The following is a 14,510-nucleotide window of genomic DNA, read 5'->3' on the forward strand; positions in this document are numbered from 1 at the left end:
GACTATAACCCTTGATGACGGCGTTTTATAGCCGCTCCAGCGTCCAATATGAGCCAAATTCGCCCTGCGCCGCCGCCGTCTTTACGATATTACAGGGCGCCGCCAGCTATGCTAGATGCTATCTGAAGCCTGGCGCTCTTTAAAAAGGCGATGGAACTTGCGTATGCGTAAATGGATTACGGTTTTGTTGATTTTTTTGGTCGCGCCGGCGGCGGCAAGCGATGGGGCTCCCACGCCGCTGACCCCCTTCGCAACGCATCAGACCACGCAGGACAGCCGGATAGCTGAACTGGACGCTACACTCGAGCGGGCGCTGCAGACAGGCGATTTCGTCGGCCTCGCCGTCGCCGTTGTGCGCGGCGGGGAAACTCATTTTCTCAAAACCTACGGCGATGTGAGCGTTGAAGCCCCCGAACCCGTAACGCCCGATACTTTATTTCGCATCGCATCGCTGTCGAAAGGGTTCGCCTCTTCCCTCGCCGGTATCGCCGTCGATGAGGGATTGCTTTCGCTGGATGCGCCCGCCACTGATTTCGCCCCCATGCTGGCGCTCGCCAACGGCGCTGAAACATCGCTGACCCTAGAACGGTTGCTGAGCCATCGCACGGGATTGCCGCCGAATGCGTACGATAATCTGCTGGAAGCCGGGATAGCGCCTGACGATATTTTGCCGCAATACAGAAAGGTTAAACCGATCTGTCCGGTCGGCGGCTGTTACGCCTATCAAAATATTACTTATGACATCGCCGGCCGTGCTGTTGCGGCGGTCTACGACGCACCCTTTTCAGACATCGTTGCGTCGCGACTTTTCACACCGCTCGGCATGACGACGGCGTCTTATGGAGCGATCGCGCTGTCCGAAAGCCATAGCTGGGCGCGCCCGCATTCACGCAGGAGAAACAGGGACGCAAACGCGCCGGCAAACCCCTGGCGCGTGGTGGACGTCAAAGCGCCCTACTACGCCACGCCCGCCGCTGGGGGCGTAAACGCCAGCATACTCGACATGGCGCAGTGGCTGAAAGCGCAAATGGGCGCGGCGCCTGAAGTGATATCGCCCAGAGTGCTCGACATTATCCATACGCCGCATGTCAACACGCCGTCCGAATCCCGGCGCATGCGCCGGGTCATGCCCAATTTGCGCTCTTCGCAATATGGTCTTGGCTGGCGAATTTACGATTACGCCGGAACGCGCGTTATCGCCCATGGCGGTTCCGTAGACGGTTACGGCGCCCACATCGTGTTCATTCCCGATCTTGAAACCGGCATCGTGATCCTTTCCAACACGCGTACGCGGCGGCTGTGGAGCATCGCGCCCATGTTTCTGGATCTGGCGCTCGACCTGCCGCGCAAGGACTGGCTCGCCCTTGAGGAAACCGGAGACTCGTTCACCGGATCGAAATAGCATCGAGTTTCTGGTGTGATTGCGCACGCCAGAGCAGAGCGTCAAAACTTATTCCGACATACGCAGCTTCCGGTTGTTTCCGCCTTCCCCATCGCCCGCGTCTGAACGCAGAAATCAAAAAATATGCACAATATCACTTGGTTATCGCCGCCATTTGTGCATAAACGAAACGTACAATGACTGGGGGATTATCCAAGATGAAGAAGTATTTGGCATTTGCCTGCGCCCTGACTGTTCTGGCGGCGGGCGCAGTCGCGTCGGCGGCGCCTGTCTCAATCGCGTTTCAGGCGACGAAATCAGACGAGTTTTTTCAAGGCTCGGGTTTTTCCAACCCGAATGTCGGCGCCTACCAGGCGATCAACATGTTGAGCGGCGTCCTGACTTTCGATACTGACGATATCGCCACATCGACCAGCTTTGCTGCGCTTGGCGTAACAATCATGTTTGACGGGATTGATACGGGAACGCCGGATAATACATTCGATGCTCTTGGCCGAGGCGGAACGAGTTCAGGCGGCGTGACAATCAATGAGTTCTTCTTCTTCGAGGATGTATCGCAAAGTTTGAATGTCCGATTCGGGGCGAGAATCTTTGACGACAATCTCGACATACAATCGCTGAGCAATGCCGAGATCGCTGCGAATTTCCCATTCGACTTGTTCGAAAGGTTTGTCATCACCGTCTCTAATTTTAACGGCCTCACTGAATCTATCAATTATACAGCAACGAGTTTCGAGCTGGTTTCAGCCCCGGAAGTGCCGCTGCCAGCCGCTTTTCCGTTGATGCTGGCGGGACTTGCCGGATTCCGGCTGGCTGTACGAAAAAAGCGGAACAGCACGGCGGCCTGAGGTCCATCGCCCTCGCCAGCCGGGCGGGCTCATTACAAATCTGATTAGCCGCCGTCAAAGACCGGCTTTCAAAAACGCATTCGGCGCCGCCTCGGGTTAAACCTGAAGGCGGCGCCCGACTGTCAGATCGGCGTCAAATGCTGCGACAGGACCTCCATCCTTGCGCAGGGGGCCAACCCCGCTTAGGACGGCGCCGAGCAACAGGCGCGATAAATGAGCGACGCATATAAAAAAGCCGGCGTGGATATCGACGCCGGCGACAGGCTGGTCAAAACCATAGGTCCGCTCGCCCGGTCGACGGCGCGTCCCGGCGCAGACGGCGCGCTAGGCGGTTTCGGCGGTCTTTTCGACTTACAGGCCGCAGGCTTTGCCGATCCGATCCTCGTTTCCGGCACCGACGGCGTCGGCACCAAGCTGAAAATCGCTTTCGAGACCGGCATTCACGATACGATCGGCGTCGATCTCGTTGCCATGTGCGTGAACGACGTACTGGCGCAGGGCGCAGAACCGCTTTTCTTTCTCGATTATTTCGCCACGGGAAAACTCGATGAAAACACGGCGGCGCGCATTGTCTCCGGGATTGCAGAAGGTTGCAAACAGGCGGGCTGCGCGCTGATTGGCGGCGAGACGGCCGAAATGCCGGGCATGTACGCCGACGGCGAATACGACCTCGCCGGCTTTTGCGTTGGGGCGGCCGAACGCGGCGCTTTGCTGCCGCGCGCAGCGGCGCCCGGAGACATCATGATCGGGCTTGCGTCTTCCGGCGTTCATTCCAACGGCTATTCGCTCGTGCGCAAGATCGTGGCGGATGCGGGCGCGCAATATGACGCCCCCGCGCCTTTCGATTCCTCCGTTACGCTTGGCGAAGCGCTGATCGCGCCGACGAGAATTTATGTAAAATCCGTACTGCCGTTGCTGGCGCACGAAACAGTAAAAGCCTTCGCGCACATTACCGGCGGCGGACTTACGGACAACGTACCGCGCGTTTTGACCGAGAAGTTGTCGCCTCGCTTCGATGATGCAGCGTTGAAACTGCCGCCGCTGTTTCAATGGTTGCGCGAGGCTGGAAAAATTTCCGAAGACGATATGCGCCGCACATTCAATTGCGGCGTCGGCGGCGTTGTCATCTGCGCGCCAGAAGCCGCCGATGACACGCTGGAAGCGCTTTGCAAAGCCGGTGAAGATGCGCGCATTATCGGCGATGTGAGCGAGACATCCTGATGGCCAAGGCTCGGGTAGCCGTTCTGATCTCCGGCCGCGGGAGTAATCTGCAGGCGCTGATTGATGCGGCCGCACAGCCGGATTATCCGGCGGAAATTGCACTTGTGGTGTCGAACCGGCCCCGCGCCGCCGGGCTGGATCGCGCAGCGAAGGCGGGCATTCAGCAGGAAACCATCGACCACAAGGATTTTGCGACGCGTGATGATTTCGAAGCGGCGCTGAACGATGCCCTGAAAATTTCAAAAATCGATTTTGTCTGTCTTGCGGGCTTCATGCGTCTGCTCACAGACAGTTTCGCCAGCGACTGGCGCGGCCGCCTGATCAATATCCACCCCTCTTTGCTGCCCGCATTTAAAGGCCTGCACGTTCATGAGCGTATGATTGAGGCGGGCGTGAAACTTGCCGGCTGCACGGTGCATTTCGTATCGCCGGAGGTCGACGCCGGACCGATTATTGGTCAGGCGGCTGTGCCGGTCTTGCCGGGAGACGATGAAGACAAGCTGGCGGCTAGAATCCTGGAGCAGGAACACAAGCTTTATCCCGTCTGCCTCAGGCTCCTGATAGAAGGCAAAGCGCGCCTTTCAGGACATACCGTTCCGTTTGCAGACGATATTGTTCCGGACGGCGCCTTCGCCAATCCGCCGATCGAATAAAACTTACTTCAGCGCCGGACCGTTTGCTGGGCGCCCGGTCTCCGCCGTGACCACTCGCCAGAACGGATAAAGCGGCTCTGGCGTGAGGATTTCTCTGGTCCCGATAATCGCCGCCGCAATGGAAAAAGTAGAAGCGCGATTGCCTTGTGCAATGGCGTCGCAGCGCGACAGGCGCAGTAAATCGACCAGCGCCGATTTGATATCCGTGGACCGCATGGTTGAATTCGGACGTTCGATTGCCGCCGTCGCCTCCGGCGCATAAACCTTGCCGCATTTCTTCAGAATACGCACAAAATCGGCGCCCTCCGCCGGATCGTCCGTGAATACGGCATAGCGGCTCTCGCCCTCGCGCGTATGAAATCGCTTCAGCGCGCGGGTGATGGACGCATTTTCGTATTTGCGCACAAACGCATCCGGCGCAAGGCCGTAAAGAGCGCTGAGAGCCGCCGGCAATTCGCGGTTGAGCCCCTGCTTTCGCAACAAAAATGCGCGGAACTGGTCGCGGTGATGTTTAACCCTGTCGGTTCGCCGCAAATGAACGCCGACCAGCGCTTCGGGACACTTTTCACGCCAGCTCCGGACCGAAATCAAGATGTCGTCGCGAAACGCAAGTCCTCTGAGCGCCATAACAAATTTTCGGCAAAACGCCTCTCGTGATAACGACAGCTTTAACGCCTCTTTCAACTGCCGGTGGATCGTCAGCGGCTCCCAGCCATGCGTTTTAAGAACGACAGCGCCCGCCGGCGGCGCGGGGGCGGGAATCAAATTCGGATCGGGCTGAAAAATATCGTCAAACGCGCCGGGACAGGACGGATCGTTGCTCCAGGGAAAATAAATCCTGCGCGCGCCGACACAGGCTTTAAGAGCCGCGATGGCGATCAATCGGTTGCCGAGACCGCATATCGGCCCCGACCACCAGTAATCCGTTGACTGTCCCGTCACTAATCCATCAATCGCCCGCTCATGAAGACGGATAACGACTATGGCGCGACAGCGTCAAGCTTGTCGAAAAATTCCTGTACGCGTTTAGCATTGGCGCCGAGATCTGATCCGCCGACGCGCGATTTCGAACGAACGTCCACCCGCGTCTGGGACCCTTCCGGTGAAAGCCGGACAACAAAATCATCGACAAAACCGTACCAGAACGACGTGTACGCCGCTTCGATCAACCAGCCTTCATCAGTGAGCGTTTCATCCAGAATCACCATGTTCATAGAGGGTATGAGATTTCGGACAATTTCAGCCGTTTCATCAAGACTGGCGTTAACGGTTTTCGGCCCAAGTTCGGGGAAAGCTTCGCGCTGCGCTTGCGCGACCGTCATATCCGTATTGCGCACAAGTTCGTCGCCAACATATTCCGGCGGGTTCACGCGGTCCTCGTCGGCGCCGGCGATGATCGGCGGCGGGTTGTCAAAATCAGTAGTAATGTCGTGAATAAACGGATTGGATGTTGCAAGGTCTCGCATCTTTATCGGAACCATGCCTGCGGCCACTGCCGCAAACGCCGCCAGAATTGCGAACACGCCCAGACCGCGCGGGCGCATGACCAGCGCCGCCAAACCACCCAGCAAGGACAATCCCGCCAGCACGAAAATCGGCGACAGGCTGATACTGCCTTCGATAATATCAATGGGCGACGCTACTTTCCGCATCATGGAAAAACCGGTTCCATAATCCCACCAGCCCATTTTTGCGCCGGGCCCTGCAATTGCAATTGTCAGCGCGCACGCAAACGCTGCAAGCGCTACGATCGTCGTCAATACTCTCATCAGATACTGCCCCTGGTTCTAGCCACCCCAGGCACCTTCTAGAGGAAACCTGTGGAAAATGCACGGGGGCTTATTGAATTGCGCTCGCTTCAAGGTTGAAAACTGCGCCTGAAACCCCATCTATCTCGCGTTTGCGAAAAGGATCGTCAGCATGGCTCGTCCCGTTACCGTCACCGTTTCCCACGAATTGGGCGCTGACGAAGCAAGAAAACGCGTCCGCGAAGGTTTTGGCAGATTAAAAGGCGCGATGAGCGGCGGCATGATGTTCAAATTTACCGAAGAGTGGACGAGCGAAGACCGTCTTTCTTTTACCGCGCGCGGTCTTGGCCAAACGATTACAGGAACCATCGACATCTTCCCCCAGCATGTACGGATCGAAGCCATGCTTCCCGGATTGCTGGCGGCTGTTGCCGAAACCATCACCGGAAAAGTCGAACGCGAGGGTCAGATCCTGCTGGAGAAAAAGTAAGTCTTACGCATGCCCGGCGTGCTGCGCGCGACGCGCTGAAAAGGTTCTCTTTCGAATTCAAAATAACCGATGGTTTGAAACCGAATTCACATCCGGTTTCAAACCGTCTTGGGGTCGCTATTCTCCCAACAATTCCAGCGCGCCGACAGTCATGGCGTGCACGCCGGCTTTCAGGGCCGCTTCCGGCTGCGGCGCGAAGAACGGCGAATGATTTGCCGGCGGCGGCGGCGCCTTGCCTTCGCGGGCGAGTTTCATGGCTTCCCGGTCTTGTCCGCCTGTCCAGAAAATCAGCGTCGGAATGTCCTCGCTCGTCCGGCCGAATTGCGAAAAGTCTTCCCCGCCCATGCTCGGCGGGCGTTCGTAAACGCGATCTTCCCCCAGGCTTTCAGCGATAGCGCCCATCACGCGCGCGGTCATCTCCTCGTCATTATACGTTGACGGCGTGTAATCGCTCTCGATTTTCACTTCCGGCATCAAGTCTTCGGGCAGGCCTGCGGAACGCGCCTGCGCTTCGGCGATGCGTTTTATGCCATCCAGCAGTTTCTGGCGCACGCCGTCTTCATAGGAACGGACCGTGATCTGGAGATGCGCTTCATCCGGAATTATATTGTGCTTGTAGCCCGCCTGAAACGAGCCGACGGTCACGACGCCGGGGGCCTGCGGGTCGATCTCACGCGAGACCAGCGTTTGCAGCGCATTGACAATCTGTGCAGCGATGACAATGGGATCCTTGCCCATCTGGGGCGCTGACCCGTGCGCGCCGACGCCTTTCACGAAAATATCAACGCTGTCCACATTGGCGAGCGCCCAGCCAGGCGTGTACGTCACATCGCCGGCGGCGTCCCATCCGGACGTATGCGTCGCCAGGACGTAATCCGGCTTCGGAAACTTTTCATAAAGGCCGTCATCGATCATCGCCATGGCGCCGAGACCGATTTCCTCCGCCGGCTGACCAATAAGCACAAGCGTGCCGGACCACTGGTCTTTCATCTCCACAAGACGGCGCGCCGTCCCGATCAGAATCGCCATGTGGCTGTCATGGGCGCAGGCGTGCATCACCGGCGCTTCCTGCCCCATATAATCCGTCGAAACGACTTTCGAGGCGTACGGAAGGCCGGTTTTTTCTTCCAGCGGCAGCGCATCCATATCGGCGCGCAGCATCAGCGTCGGCCCGTCGCCATTTTCCATAACCGCGACAAGCCCGTGACCGCCGACGCCCTCGCGAACTTCGCCGGCGTCGGCCCTCGCCTTGGCGCGCGTCCATTCATCTCCGACGCCGGTGGTAATGGTAAAGCCCAATCCTTCCAGTTCGTCGGCCATGCGTGCGGCGCTTTCGCTCTCCTTGAACGATAATTCAGGGTTTTCATGGAAGTGCTTGTAAAGATTGAATACATAATCGTAGTCTTCAGCCACGGCGTCAGCAATGTCATTCGCGGCCGCCGGCCATGCGGCGAGCATGCATGCGGCAAATCCGAGACAGGCGCTTTTCATGTTATTTCTCCTCGTTGGACGAAATTTCAGGTTTATTTCTCTGCATCGATAGTGATGATCGTCCGCAGCAGCACGTCGGCTGCGTTCGCCATGTCCTGCGGCGCTGTAAATTCCTTTGGCGAATGGCTGACGCCGCCGACTGACGGCGCGAAGATCATGCCGGTCGGCGCAATGCGCGCCATGTCCTGTGCGTCATGCCCGGCGCCCGACGGCATATGCATGAAGGAGAGACCCAGCGTTTCTGCAGCCGCCGCTATTGTCTGCCGGATTCGTTCATCGGTCAGCGCGGGATGCGAGGCGACGTCAATATGCTCGAAAGTAATATCGACGCCGCTTTCGTCGGCAATAGCGCCGGCGGCTCTCTCAATTTGCTCGTAAATCGCCGTCATTTTATCCGTTTCGAGATCCCTGATCTCCAGGCTCATGACGACTTCGCCGGGAATGACATTCGGCGCACCCGGCAGCGCCTTGATGCGCCCGACAGTCGCAACGTGCCGGCCGGGCGTCGATACGGCGATGTCGTTGACGGCCTGAACAAGTTTCGACGCCGCCAGCAAGGCGTCACTGCGCCGGTTCATCGGCGTCGTGCCGGCGTGGTTGGCGACGCCCGTCACCGTCACATCCCACCATTCGATGCCGACAATCCCTTCGACAACCCCGATATCGATATCTTCCTCATCGAGGATCGCGCCTTGCTCGATATGCACTTCCAGAAATGCCTTCAAAGCGTCTGGTTCGATAATATCGTTGTCCAGCTTATCAGGATCGCCGCCGATCTTTCTGGTCCCTTCGCCAATCGTGACGCTCGCGTCGCTCATGACTTCGAGCGTTTCTGGTTTAAGGGCGCCCGTCATCGCGAGACTGCCGATCAATCCGCCTTCTTCATTGGAAAAAATTACGACTTCAAGCGGGCTGCGCGTTTCGACTGCGGCTTCATTCAGAAGATCGATCGCCTCGAAAGCCGCAATGACGCCGACGTTTCCGTCATAGTTTCCCCCACCGAGCACCGAATCGATGTGCGAGCCGAACATGATCGGCTTGGCCTCAGGGTCGGTTCCCGGGCGGGTGGCCAGAATATTGCCGCCCGCATCAATTCGCACATTCTCAAGATCGAGAGCGCGCATCAAATCCATGGCCCAGGCGCGCGCCGCAATATCCGCTTCGGAATACGCCACCCGGTCGACGCCGCCATCGTCATTGGCGCCAAACGCGGACAATTGCTCGATGCGCGCTTCCATGCGTGAAGCGTTCGCGCGCGGCAAATCCTGCGCAAGAGCTTGCGACCACATAGCCAATGCCGAAAAGCAGCCCGCAACCGCGATAAGCTTCATAAAGCGCTCCTAATCGTCTGAAAGTTCAAAATCGACGATCGGCATCGGACCGTCTTCGATGCCGCGCGCGGCCTTGTCGTTTGCGACCATTTCCAAGATTTCCTCGCGCAACTTGGCGCCTTCGTAGACGACGCCGTTCTTGATGACAAAATCGACGCCGCCTGTGCGCACCGGCTTGTTAGTGTCGGGATCAAGCTTGATATGACCGGTGGCGAAAAGCGTTTTCAGATTAGCCAGCGGGTTTTCCGAGACAATCACCAGATCGGCGCGCTTGCCGACCTGGACCGAACCGGTTTCACCTTCGACGCCCAATATCTTGGCGCCTTGCAAGGTCGCGGCGTTGATGACTTCCAGCGGATGAAAACCGGCCTCGCGCAATAATTCAAGTTCCTGAATATAACCAAAGCCATAGGTGGAATAGATGTAGCCGGCGTCCTCGCCAACGCCGACCTTGCCGCCGCGATTTTTATATTCGTTGATGAAACGCATCCAGCGCTGGTAATTGTCTTTCCACGCCGTTTCTTGCTCCGTACCCCAATCAAACCAGTAGGAGCCGTGGGCGTTGCGGTCCGGCGCAAAAAACTTCCAGAGGGGCGCCATGGTGTATGTGTCATGCCATTCAGCGCGGCGCATGCGCATCCAGTCGCGGCTGGAAAGATAAATCGAAAATGTCGGGATGATCGAGAATTCCCGCTCCAGAAGGGTCGACATCACCTCTTCCCAACGCGCGCTGCCCGGTTCAGCCGCCTCGGCCCATAACTTGCCGGCGTTTTCAAACCGGTGCTGCTCGTCGGCGTAGTTATAGTCCAGCGGATAATTCTGAATGGTCTGACCGGTAAATAACGCTTCGGGTAATCCGTACCAGTGCTCCATGGAGCCAAGCCCATGCGCCGAGGTATCCATGACATCGGCATGCGCCACATCGAGCTGCGCATGATGCATGGTTGTTTTCAGATCCAGCCGGTCCGCTTCTTCCAACCCGGCCCAGAGAATTTCTTCCGGCGCGCCAAAAAATTTCACGCCGACCGCGCCGTCCCGCTTTAACTGGCGAATACGCGCGCGCGCCTCGTCCGGCGTATCTACCTCGCCCGCCGACCACCCGCGAAACACCGGGTACGGATAGACATTTGGCGCGTCGATTTCATTGTTTGCCGAGCGGCGCGCAATATCCGCTGTCCAAGCGGCTCCTGCGCCGTTGCCCAGATCGCGTACGGACGTGATGCCGTGCGCGAGCCACAGTTTGAAAATATAATCGGAGGGAACGCCCTGACCGCTTTCCTCATTATGAATATGGCCATGCATATTAATAAAGCCGGGCATGAGGTACATGCCCTCCGCGTCGATCACGCGGTCGCCGGCGTCGGGACGCCCATCTTCGTCTATCGCCAGGCCGGGCATGCCAACGGGGACGATCCCAGTGATCCGTCCGCCCTCCACGACAACGTCTATCGGCCCCACCGGCGGCGCGCCGGCGCCGTCTATGACTGTAACGCCGCGAATAACAAGGCGCTCATAGGGGCCCTCTCCGATCGCGCGATCCGGCACTGGTTGAGCAAAAACGGTGGAAATGGTGGAGATGGTTCCGGCGAGCGCAACCGCCAGCAAACAGAGTTTTTTCAAATCGACGCCCCGCATTAGATACAGACTCAGCACCAGCTTAGCGTTCCGGAATACCAATGACGAGAGGCGTGTGAGAAACTAGTTTTCTCAGGACTGCGCCGCAGCCGGTAATCGCGTCCGGATTGTCGTGGAAGGTGGAGTAAACCCGCCTCATGACACAGCGCGGCGAAAAAACACGACAATTTGCCGCTTCACAGTTGACTACATCTGTAATCCAATGCAAAGACTACATTTGTAATCTACCGCACCCTAAGCAAATTCGGCCCCCGAGAAAGACAAAGCATGGCGAAACAAATCAGCTCTGCGGAATTTCAGGTGATGGATGTCGTCTGGAATCAAAATCCGATCGCCGCAACCGAAGTCGCCGAGCGCCTGGCCGGGGATACGGGCTGGAGCCTGAAGACAGTCAAAACGCTTTTGAGCCGTCTCGTTGAAAAAGACGCTGTCGCGCATGAGCCAGACGGGCGGCGCTATCTTTATACGCCGAAATTATCCCGCGCCGATTATGCGCAAGAAGCAACGCGCAAACTTGCTGATCAACTGTTTGGCGGGCGCGCGGCGCCGCTGATAGCGCACCTTGCGGAGGGCGACGGCTTGTCCAGCGATGATGTGCGCGACATCGAAAAACTCATTGAGGACCTGAAACGTGACGGCGATTGATATTCTGAGATGGCTTGGCGAGACATCACTGGCCGTCAGTCTGCTTACGCTTCTTGTGCTGGTCATTAGAAAGCCTTTCGCGAAGACTTTCGGTGCGCGGGCCGCCTATGCGCTCTGGCTGGCGCCCGCCGCACGATTGTTTATGCCGGAATTGAAATTGTTGCCGGCGCCGGCGCAGGGCGCATTCGAATGGGCGGTTGCGCCCTTAACCGCTGAACCATTTGCGTCGTCCGGGGCGGTCGCCGCATCGCCGGCGGGATACGATATAGTCTCGATCGCTGCGGCGACTGCGCTGGTCATCTGGGCGCTTGTTGCTTTTGCATGGTTCAACATCAAACTAGAAACGCAAGCGAAATTCGTAGACGCCATGAAAGCGAAATCCACGCCGGCGGCGAACACGCTTGCAGCAACCGGCGATCACATAGCCAGCACATTTGGATTGAAGCAGGCGCCGAAAATACGCATCGCAGACGATGAAACCGGGCCTTGCGTCGCCGGTCTTCTCCGTCCGGTCATCTTTCTGCCGGCGGCCTTTGAAACCGGTTTTACCGAGCGCGAACGGCATCTGGCGCTGGCGCATGAAATTGCGCATGTGGCGCGCCGCGACATGCTCGCCATGATCGCTGCGCTGGCCGTCCAGTCATTGCAATGGCCGAACCCGCTGGCGCATTACGCTTTCCGCAAATTTCGCGTTGATCAGGAAGCCGCCTGCGACGCCTACGTACTGGCCCGCTTTCGCCAGAATAAAACGGCCGCGATTGACTATGCCGCGGCGATCATGAAATCCGTCAGGCCGGGACATATGAGCTCGCCCGCATACGGATTATCCCTCGCACATCCCGTCAAGGAGAGACTTATGCTGCTCAAAAACCAGAACAACAGCGCCCTTCGCAAGATTACCGGCGCGGTTTGCGCCGCGGCGTTTATCGCCGCAAGCCTGGCAGCGACAGCGTCCTACGGCTATCAGGATGAAGACACAGACATGACGATCATTGACGCTGAACAATCGTCCAAAATGACGATCACCGTTAATGACGAGGAGACGATGGAAATCGAAGGCCTGCGCAATCCGGCGAAGGTTGAATATGATAATCAAAACGGCGCGCGTACCGTCAGGGTTTATAACAAGCGCGGCAAGCTTATTTCCGAGGACATTTACGAGCCCGGCGAGACCATGGCGTTCGATGAAGTGGTCGTCAAAAACAATGATGGCGAGACGACGCACCGGATTAACCTGTCGAAGCCGCCTGCGCCGCCGGCGCCCCCGCAATTCAGCCTCATGAAATCGGATGGACTGGATGGCGACGGCATGGTCTGGAGCTATGAAAGCGACACCGGCGGCGAACACAGGCAGGTCATCATTCGCAAAGGCGCGAATGGCGCCGCCGAACCTTTCGCTTTTTCATCGGGAGGCGAGCCTTTCGCCATGGCGTTTGGCGATATGGATGCTGAATGTATCGACATGGGAGACGACGGGCCGGTTATCATGCAATGGCGTAGTGAAAACGGCTCGGATGATAACGATATTAAGGTGCATAAACGTTCGCATGAGATAGTGTGCCTCGATCGCGAAAACGCCGCGCCCGCCGAACGCGCCGAAGCGTTGCGCAAAGCGATTGCGCACATGGAGGAAAACGCCAAACGCGAAGCCAAACGGCGCGAGGAAATGATCGCGAAAATGCGTGCGCAGTTGCAAGAAGCGGAAGAGGACGCGCGCGACGACTAGGCGGCAAGATGAAGTTGCGGCGAAGCCGCCAAGCCTCATATTGCAATCGCAAGCCTCGTCCTGCGGCTAAGCTTTAACTTACCCCCACGCCTCGCCGATGCTGGAATAGGCGACCCCGCCATCGACGGCGAGCGTGTCGCCGACCACATAATCACCGGCGCGCGAAGCCAGAAATACGGCCGCGCCCGCCATATCCGTATCCCGGCCGATGCGTTTCGCCGGAATCATTTTCGCCACCGCATCGCCGGCGTTTTTCGCCGCCTTGTTCATCTCAGACGCAAAGGCGCCCGGCGCAATCGCAGAAACGCAGATGTTGTCCTTGATCAGCCGCGCGGCCATGCGCCGAGTCAAGTGAATAACCGCCGCTTTCGACGCCTGATAGGCGTAGGTTTCCCACGGATTGATCTTGATGCCGTCAATCGATGCAATATTGATGACCTTGCCGGGGCGGTCTTCGCTGGCCGCCGCTTTCAACAAGCCGTGTACCTTTTGCGTCAGAAAGAAAAGCGACTTGACGTTAAGGTCCATAGTCTTGTCCCAGCCGCGCTCGGGATATTCCGCAAAATCGGCGCCCCAGGCGGCGCCGGCGTTGTTAACGAGAATGTCGAGCTTGCTTTCACGTTCGCCAAGTTCCGCCGCCAGCGCTTCGCAACCTGCAACGGTGGAAAGGTCATGCGGCAGCGAAATGCATGTTCCGTATTGGGAGAGTTCTTCGGCCGTCTGATCGCAGACCGGCGCCTTGCGCGCCGTGATATAGACTTTCGCGCCATATTCCAGAAAACCTTGCGCGATCATCTTGCCGATGCCGCGTGAACCGCCGGTGACGAGCGCAACGCGACCTTCGAGCGAGAACAGGTCTTTCATCATTTGGTCATTTCCTTATTGCGGCGGGAAATACCAGAACCTTTTCACCTTGCCGTCAATAATTTCATACACAACGATTGACGACTGGCTCTGGCGTTCGCCGCCTTCCTCCCATACCGGCGTTTCAACGGCGGTGACGAAATTCCCGTTCGCGGATATATTTTCAAGGCTGGAGGATACAGTCGGATAATTGTCGAAATAGGCGACAAGCTCGCCGTAAAGCTGCGCCGCAGATGACGTCACAACGCTTGCCTGCTGGCCTGAGAGTTCAAGCCAGGTGACATCCGAATGCCAATAATCGCGCATCGCATCGGCGTCATGATCGTTGAACGCCGCCATCAACCCGGTAACCACTTCAACGTTTTTTCCTGAGGCCGGTTCCGGCGCGTTGCGCTCCGCATCCGGCGAACAGGCCGCAATGATAAAAACAAACACAATTGAAAATATGCGCAACAT

At 57.7% G+C, this 14,510-nt stretch carries 14 protein-coding genes; 7 read left to right on the plus strand and 7 right to left on the minus strand.

The window, feature by feature from the left end; all coding sequences use genetic code 11:
• The first annotated feature begins 163 nt into the window (after nucleotides 1-163).
• The 4 genes from ACQK2Q_RS06295 (at nucleotide 164) to purN (ending at nucleotide 4,124) form a co-directional block, all read left to right on the plus strand.
• The gene (locus tag ACQK2Q_RS06295) at nucleotides 164-1,402 is read left to right on the plus strand and encodes a serine hydrolase domain-containing protein (RefSeq protein ID WP_425408890.1); all 1,239 of its coding nucleotides are present in this window, start codon (nucleotides 164-166) and stop codon (nucleotides 1,400-1,402) included.
• A 197-nt stretch (nucleotides 1,403-1,599) separates the two neighbouring features.
• A complete protein-coding gene (locus tag ACQK2Q_RS06300; RefSeq protein ID WP_425408891.1) occupies nucleotides 1,600-2,250 on the plus strand; it encodes a VPLPA-CTERM sorting domain-containing protein in 651 nt (216 codons plus the stop codon).
• A gap of 213 nt (nucleotides 2,251-2,463) precedes the next feature.
• Nucleotides 2,464-3,471, plus strand: a complete 1,008-nt coding sequence (gene purM / locus ACQK2Q_RS06305; protein ID WP_425408892.1) for a phosphoribosylformylglycinamidine cyclo-ligase — start codon at nucleotides 2,464-2,466, stop codon at nucleotides 3,469-3,471.
• A complete protein-coding gene (gene purN, locus ACQK2Q_RS06310; protein ID WP_425408893.1) occupies nucleotides 3,471-4,124 on the plus strand; it encodes a phosphoribosylglycinamide formyltransferase in 654 nt (217 codons plus the stop codon). Before purM ends, purN begins: the two co-directional genes overlap by 1 nt.
• Nucleotides 4,125-4,127: 3 nt before the next feature.
• Here purN and ACQK2Q_RS06315 read toward each other — a convergent pair whose 3' ends face one another.
• Together ACQK2Q_RS06315 and ACQK2Q_RS06320 are read right to left on the minus strand one after the other, a co-directional pair.
• On the minus strand, nucleotides 4,128-5,066 hold the full coding sequence (locus tag ACQK2Q_RS06315) for a hypothetical protein (RefSeq protein ID WP_425408894.1): 939 nt from the start codon (nucleotides 5,064-5,066) through the stop codon (nucleotides 4,128-4,130).
• A 38-nt stretch (nucleotides 5,067-5,104) separates the two neighbouring features.
• Complete coding sequence (locus tag ACQK2Q_RS06320) at nucleotides 5,105-5,893, minus strand: DUF1499 domain-containing protein (RefSeq protein WP_425408895.1); 789 nt, start codon at nucleotides 5,891-5,893, stop codon at nucleotides 5,105-5,107.
• Between the two features lie 151 nt (nucleotides 5,894-6,044).
• On the opposite strand from ACQK2Q_RS06320, the gene ACQK2Q_RS06325 reads away from it, so the two are divergent.
• Nucleotides 6,045-6,362 (plus strand): polyhydroxyalkanoic acid system family protein, encoded by a 318-nt coding sequence (locus tag ACQK2Q_RS06325; protein WP_425408896.1) that lies wholly within the window; start codon nucleotides 6,045-6,047, stop codon nucleotides 6,360-6,362.
• A 117-nt stretch (nucleotides 6,363-6,479) separates the two neighbouring features.
• Here the strand turns inward: ACQK2Q_RS06325 and ACQK2Q_RS06330 are convergent, their stop codons facing one another.
• The 3 genes from ACQK2Q_RS06330 to ACQK2Q_RS06340 are packed head-to-tail and all read right to left on the minus strand — an operon-like array spanning nucleotide 6,480 to nucleotide 10,804.
• Complete coding sequence (locus ACQK2Q_RS06330) at nucleotides 6,480-7,853, minus strand: amidohydrolase (protein WP_425408897.1); 1,374 nt, start codon at nucleotides 7,851-7,853, stop codon at nucleotides 6,480-6,482.
• A gap of 32 nt (nucleotides 7,854-7,885) precedes the next feature.
• Complete coding sequence (locus ACQK2Q_RS06335; RefSeq protein WP_425408898.1) at nucleotides 7,886-9,184, minus strand: Zn-dependent hydrolase; 1,299 nt, start codon at nucleotides 9,182-9,184, stop codon at nucleotides 7,886-7,888.
• Between the two features lie 9 nt (nucleotides 9,185-9,193).
• Complete coding sequence (locus ACQK2Q_RS06340; RefSeq protein WP_425408899.1) at nucleotides 9,194-10,804, minus strand: amidohydrolase family protein; 1,611 nt, start codon at nucleotides 10,802-10,804, stop codon at nucleotides 9,194-9,196.
• 282 nt (nucleotides 10,805-11,086) lie between these two features.
• Between ACQK2Q_RS06340 and ACQK2Q_RS06345 the strand changes: the two genes are divergently transcribed.
• Together ACQK2Q_RS06345 and ACQK2Q_RS06350 are read left to right on the plus strand one after the other, a co-directional pair.
• Nucleotides 11,087-11,464: a BlaI/MecI/CopY family transcriptional regulator gene (locus ACQK2Q_RS06345; protein ID WP_425408900.1), complete on the plus strand. Its 378-nt coding sequence runs from the start codon at nucleotides 11,087-11,089 to the stop codon at nucleotides 11,462-11,464.
• Nucleotides 11,451-13,190, plus strand: a complete 1,740-nt coding sequence (locus tag ACQK2Q_RS06350; RefSeq protein ID WP_425408901.1) for a M56 family metallopeptidase — start codon at nucleotides 11,451-11,453, stop codon at nucleotides 13,188-13,190. The genes ACQK2Q_RS06345 and ACQK2Q_RS06350 overlap by 14 nt, the downstream gene beginning before the upstream one ends.
• Before the next feature lie 78 nt (nucleotides 13,191-13,268).
• On the opposite strand, the gene ACQK2Q_RS06355 is transcribed toward ACQK2Q_RS06350, so the two are convergent.
• Together ACQK2Q_RS06355 and ACQK2Q_RS06360 are read right to left on the minus strand one after the other, a co-directional pair.
• Complete coding sequence (locus ACQK2Q_RS06355) at nucleotides 13,269-14,057, minus strand: SDR family oxidoreductase (protein ID WP_425408902.1); 789 nt, start codon at nucleotides 14,055-14,057, stop codon at nucleotides 13,269-13,271.
• Nucleotides 14,058-14,069: 12 nt separating this feature from the next.
• Entirely contained in the window at nucleotides 14,070-14,510 is a 441-nt protein-coding gene (locus tag ACQK2Q_RS06360; protein ID WP_425408903.1) for a nuclear transport factor 2 family protein, read from the minus strand.

Source organism: Hyphococcus sp. (genome assembly GCF_965228385.1).
Classification (GTDB): Bacteria; Pseudomonadota; Alphaproteobacteria; order Caulobacterales; family Parvularculaceae; genus Hyphococcus.

Excerpts from the sequence above, each read along its gene's own strand:
- ACQK2Q_RS06300 (WP_425408891.1), top strand. The coding sequence starts at position 1,600 with ATGAAGAAGTATTTGGCATTTGCCTGCGCCCTGACTGTTCTGGCGGCG.
- ACQK2Q_RS06335 (WP_425408898.1), bottom strand. The coding sequence starts at position 9,184 with ATGAAGCTTATCGCGGTTGCGGGCTGCTTTTCGGCATTGGCTATGTGG.
- ACQK2Q_RS06360 (WP_425408903.1), bottom strand. The coding sequence starts at position 14,510 with ATGTTGCGCATATTTTCAATTGTGTTTGTTTTTATCATTGCGGCCTGT.
- ACQK2Q_RS06345 (WP_425408900.1), top strand. The coding sequence starts at position 11,087 with ATGGCGAAACAAATCAGCTCTGCGGAATTTCAGGTGATGGATGTCGTC.
- ACQK2Q_RS06355 (WP_425408902.1), bottom strand. The coding sequence starts at position 14,057 with ATGATGAAAGACCTGTTCTCGCTCGAAGGTCGCGTTGCGCTCGTCACC.
- ACQK2Q_RS06330 (WP_425408897.1), bottom strand. The coding sequence starts at position 7,853 with ATGAAAAGCGCCTGTCTCGGATTTGCCGCATGCATGCTCGCCGCATGG.
- purN (WP_425408893.1), top strand. The coding sequence starts at position 3,471 with ATGGCCAAGGCTCGGGTAGCCGTTCTGATCTCCGGCCGCGGGAGTAAT.
- purM (WP_425408892.1), top strand. The coding sequence starts at position 2,464 with ATGAGCGACGCATATAAAAAAGCCGGCGTGGATATCGACGCCGGCGAC.
- ACQK2Q_RS06320 (WP_425408895.1), bottom strand. The coding sequence starts at position 5,893 with ATGAGAGTATTGACGACGATCGTAGCGCTTGCAGCGTTTGCGTGCGCG.
- ACQK2Q_RS06295 (WP_425408890.1), top strand. The coding sequence starts at position 164 with ATGCGTAAATGGATTACGGTTTTGTTGATTTTTTTGGTCGCGCCGGCG.
- ACQK2Q_RS06325 (WP_425408896.1), top strand. The coding sequence starts at position 6,045 with ATGGCTCGTCCCGTTACCGTCACCGTTTCCCACGAATTGGGCGCTGAC.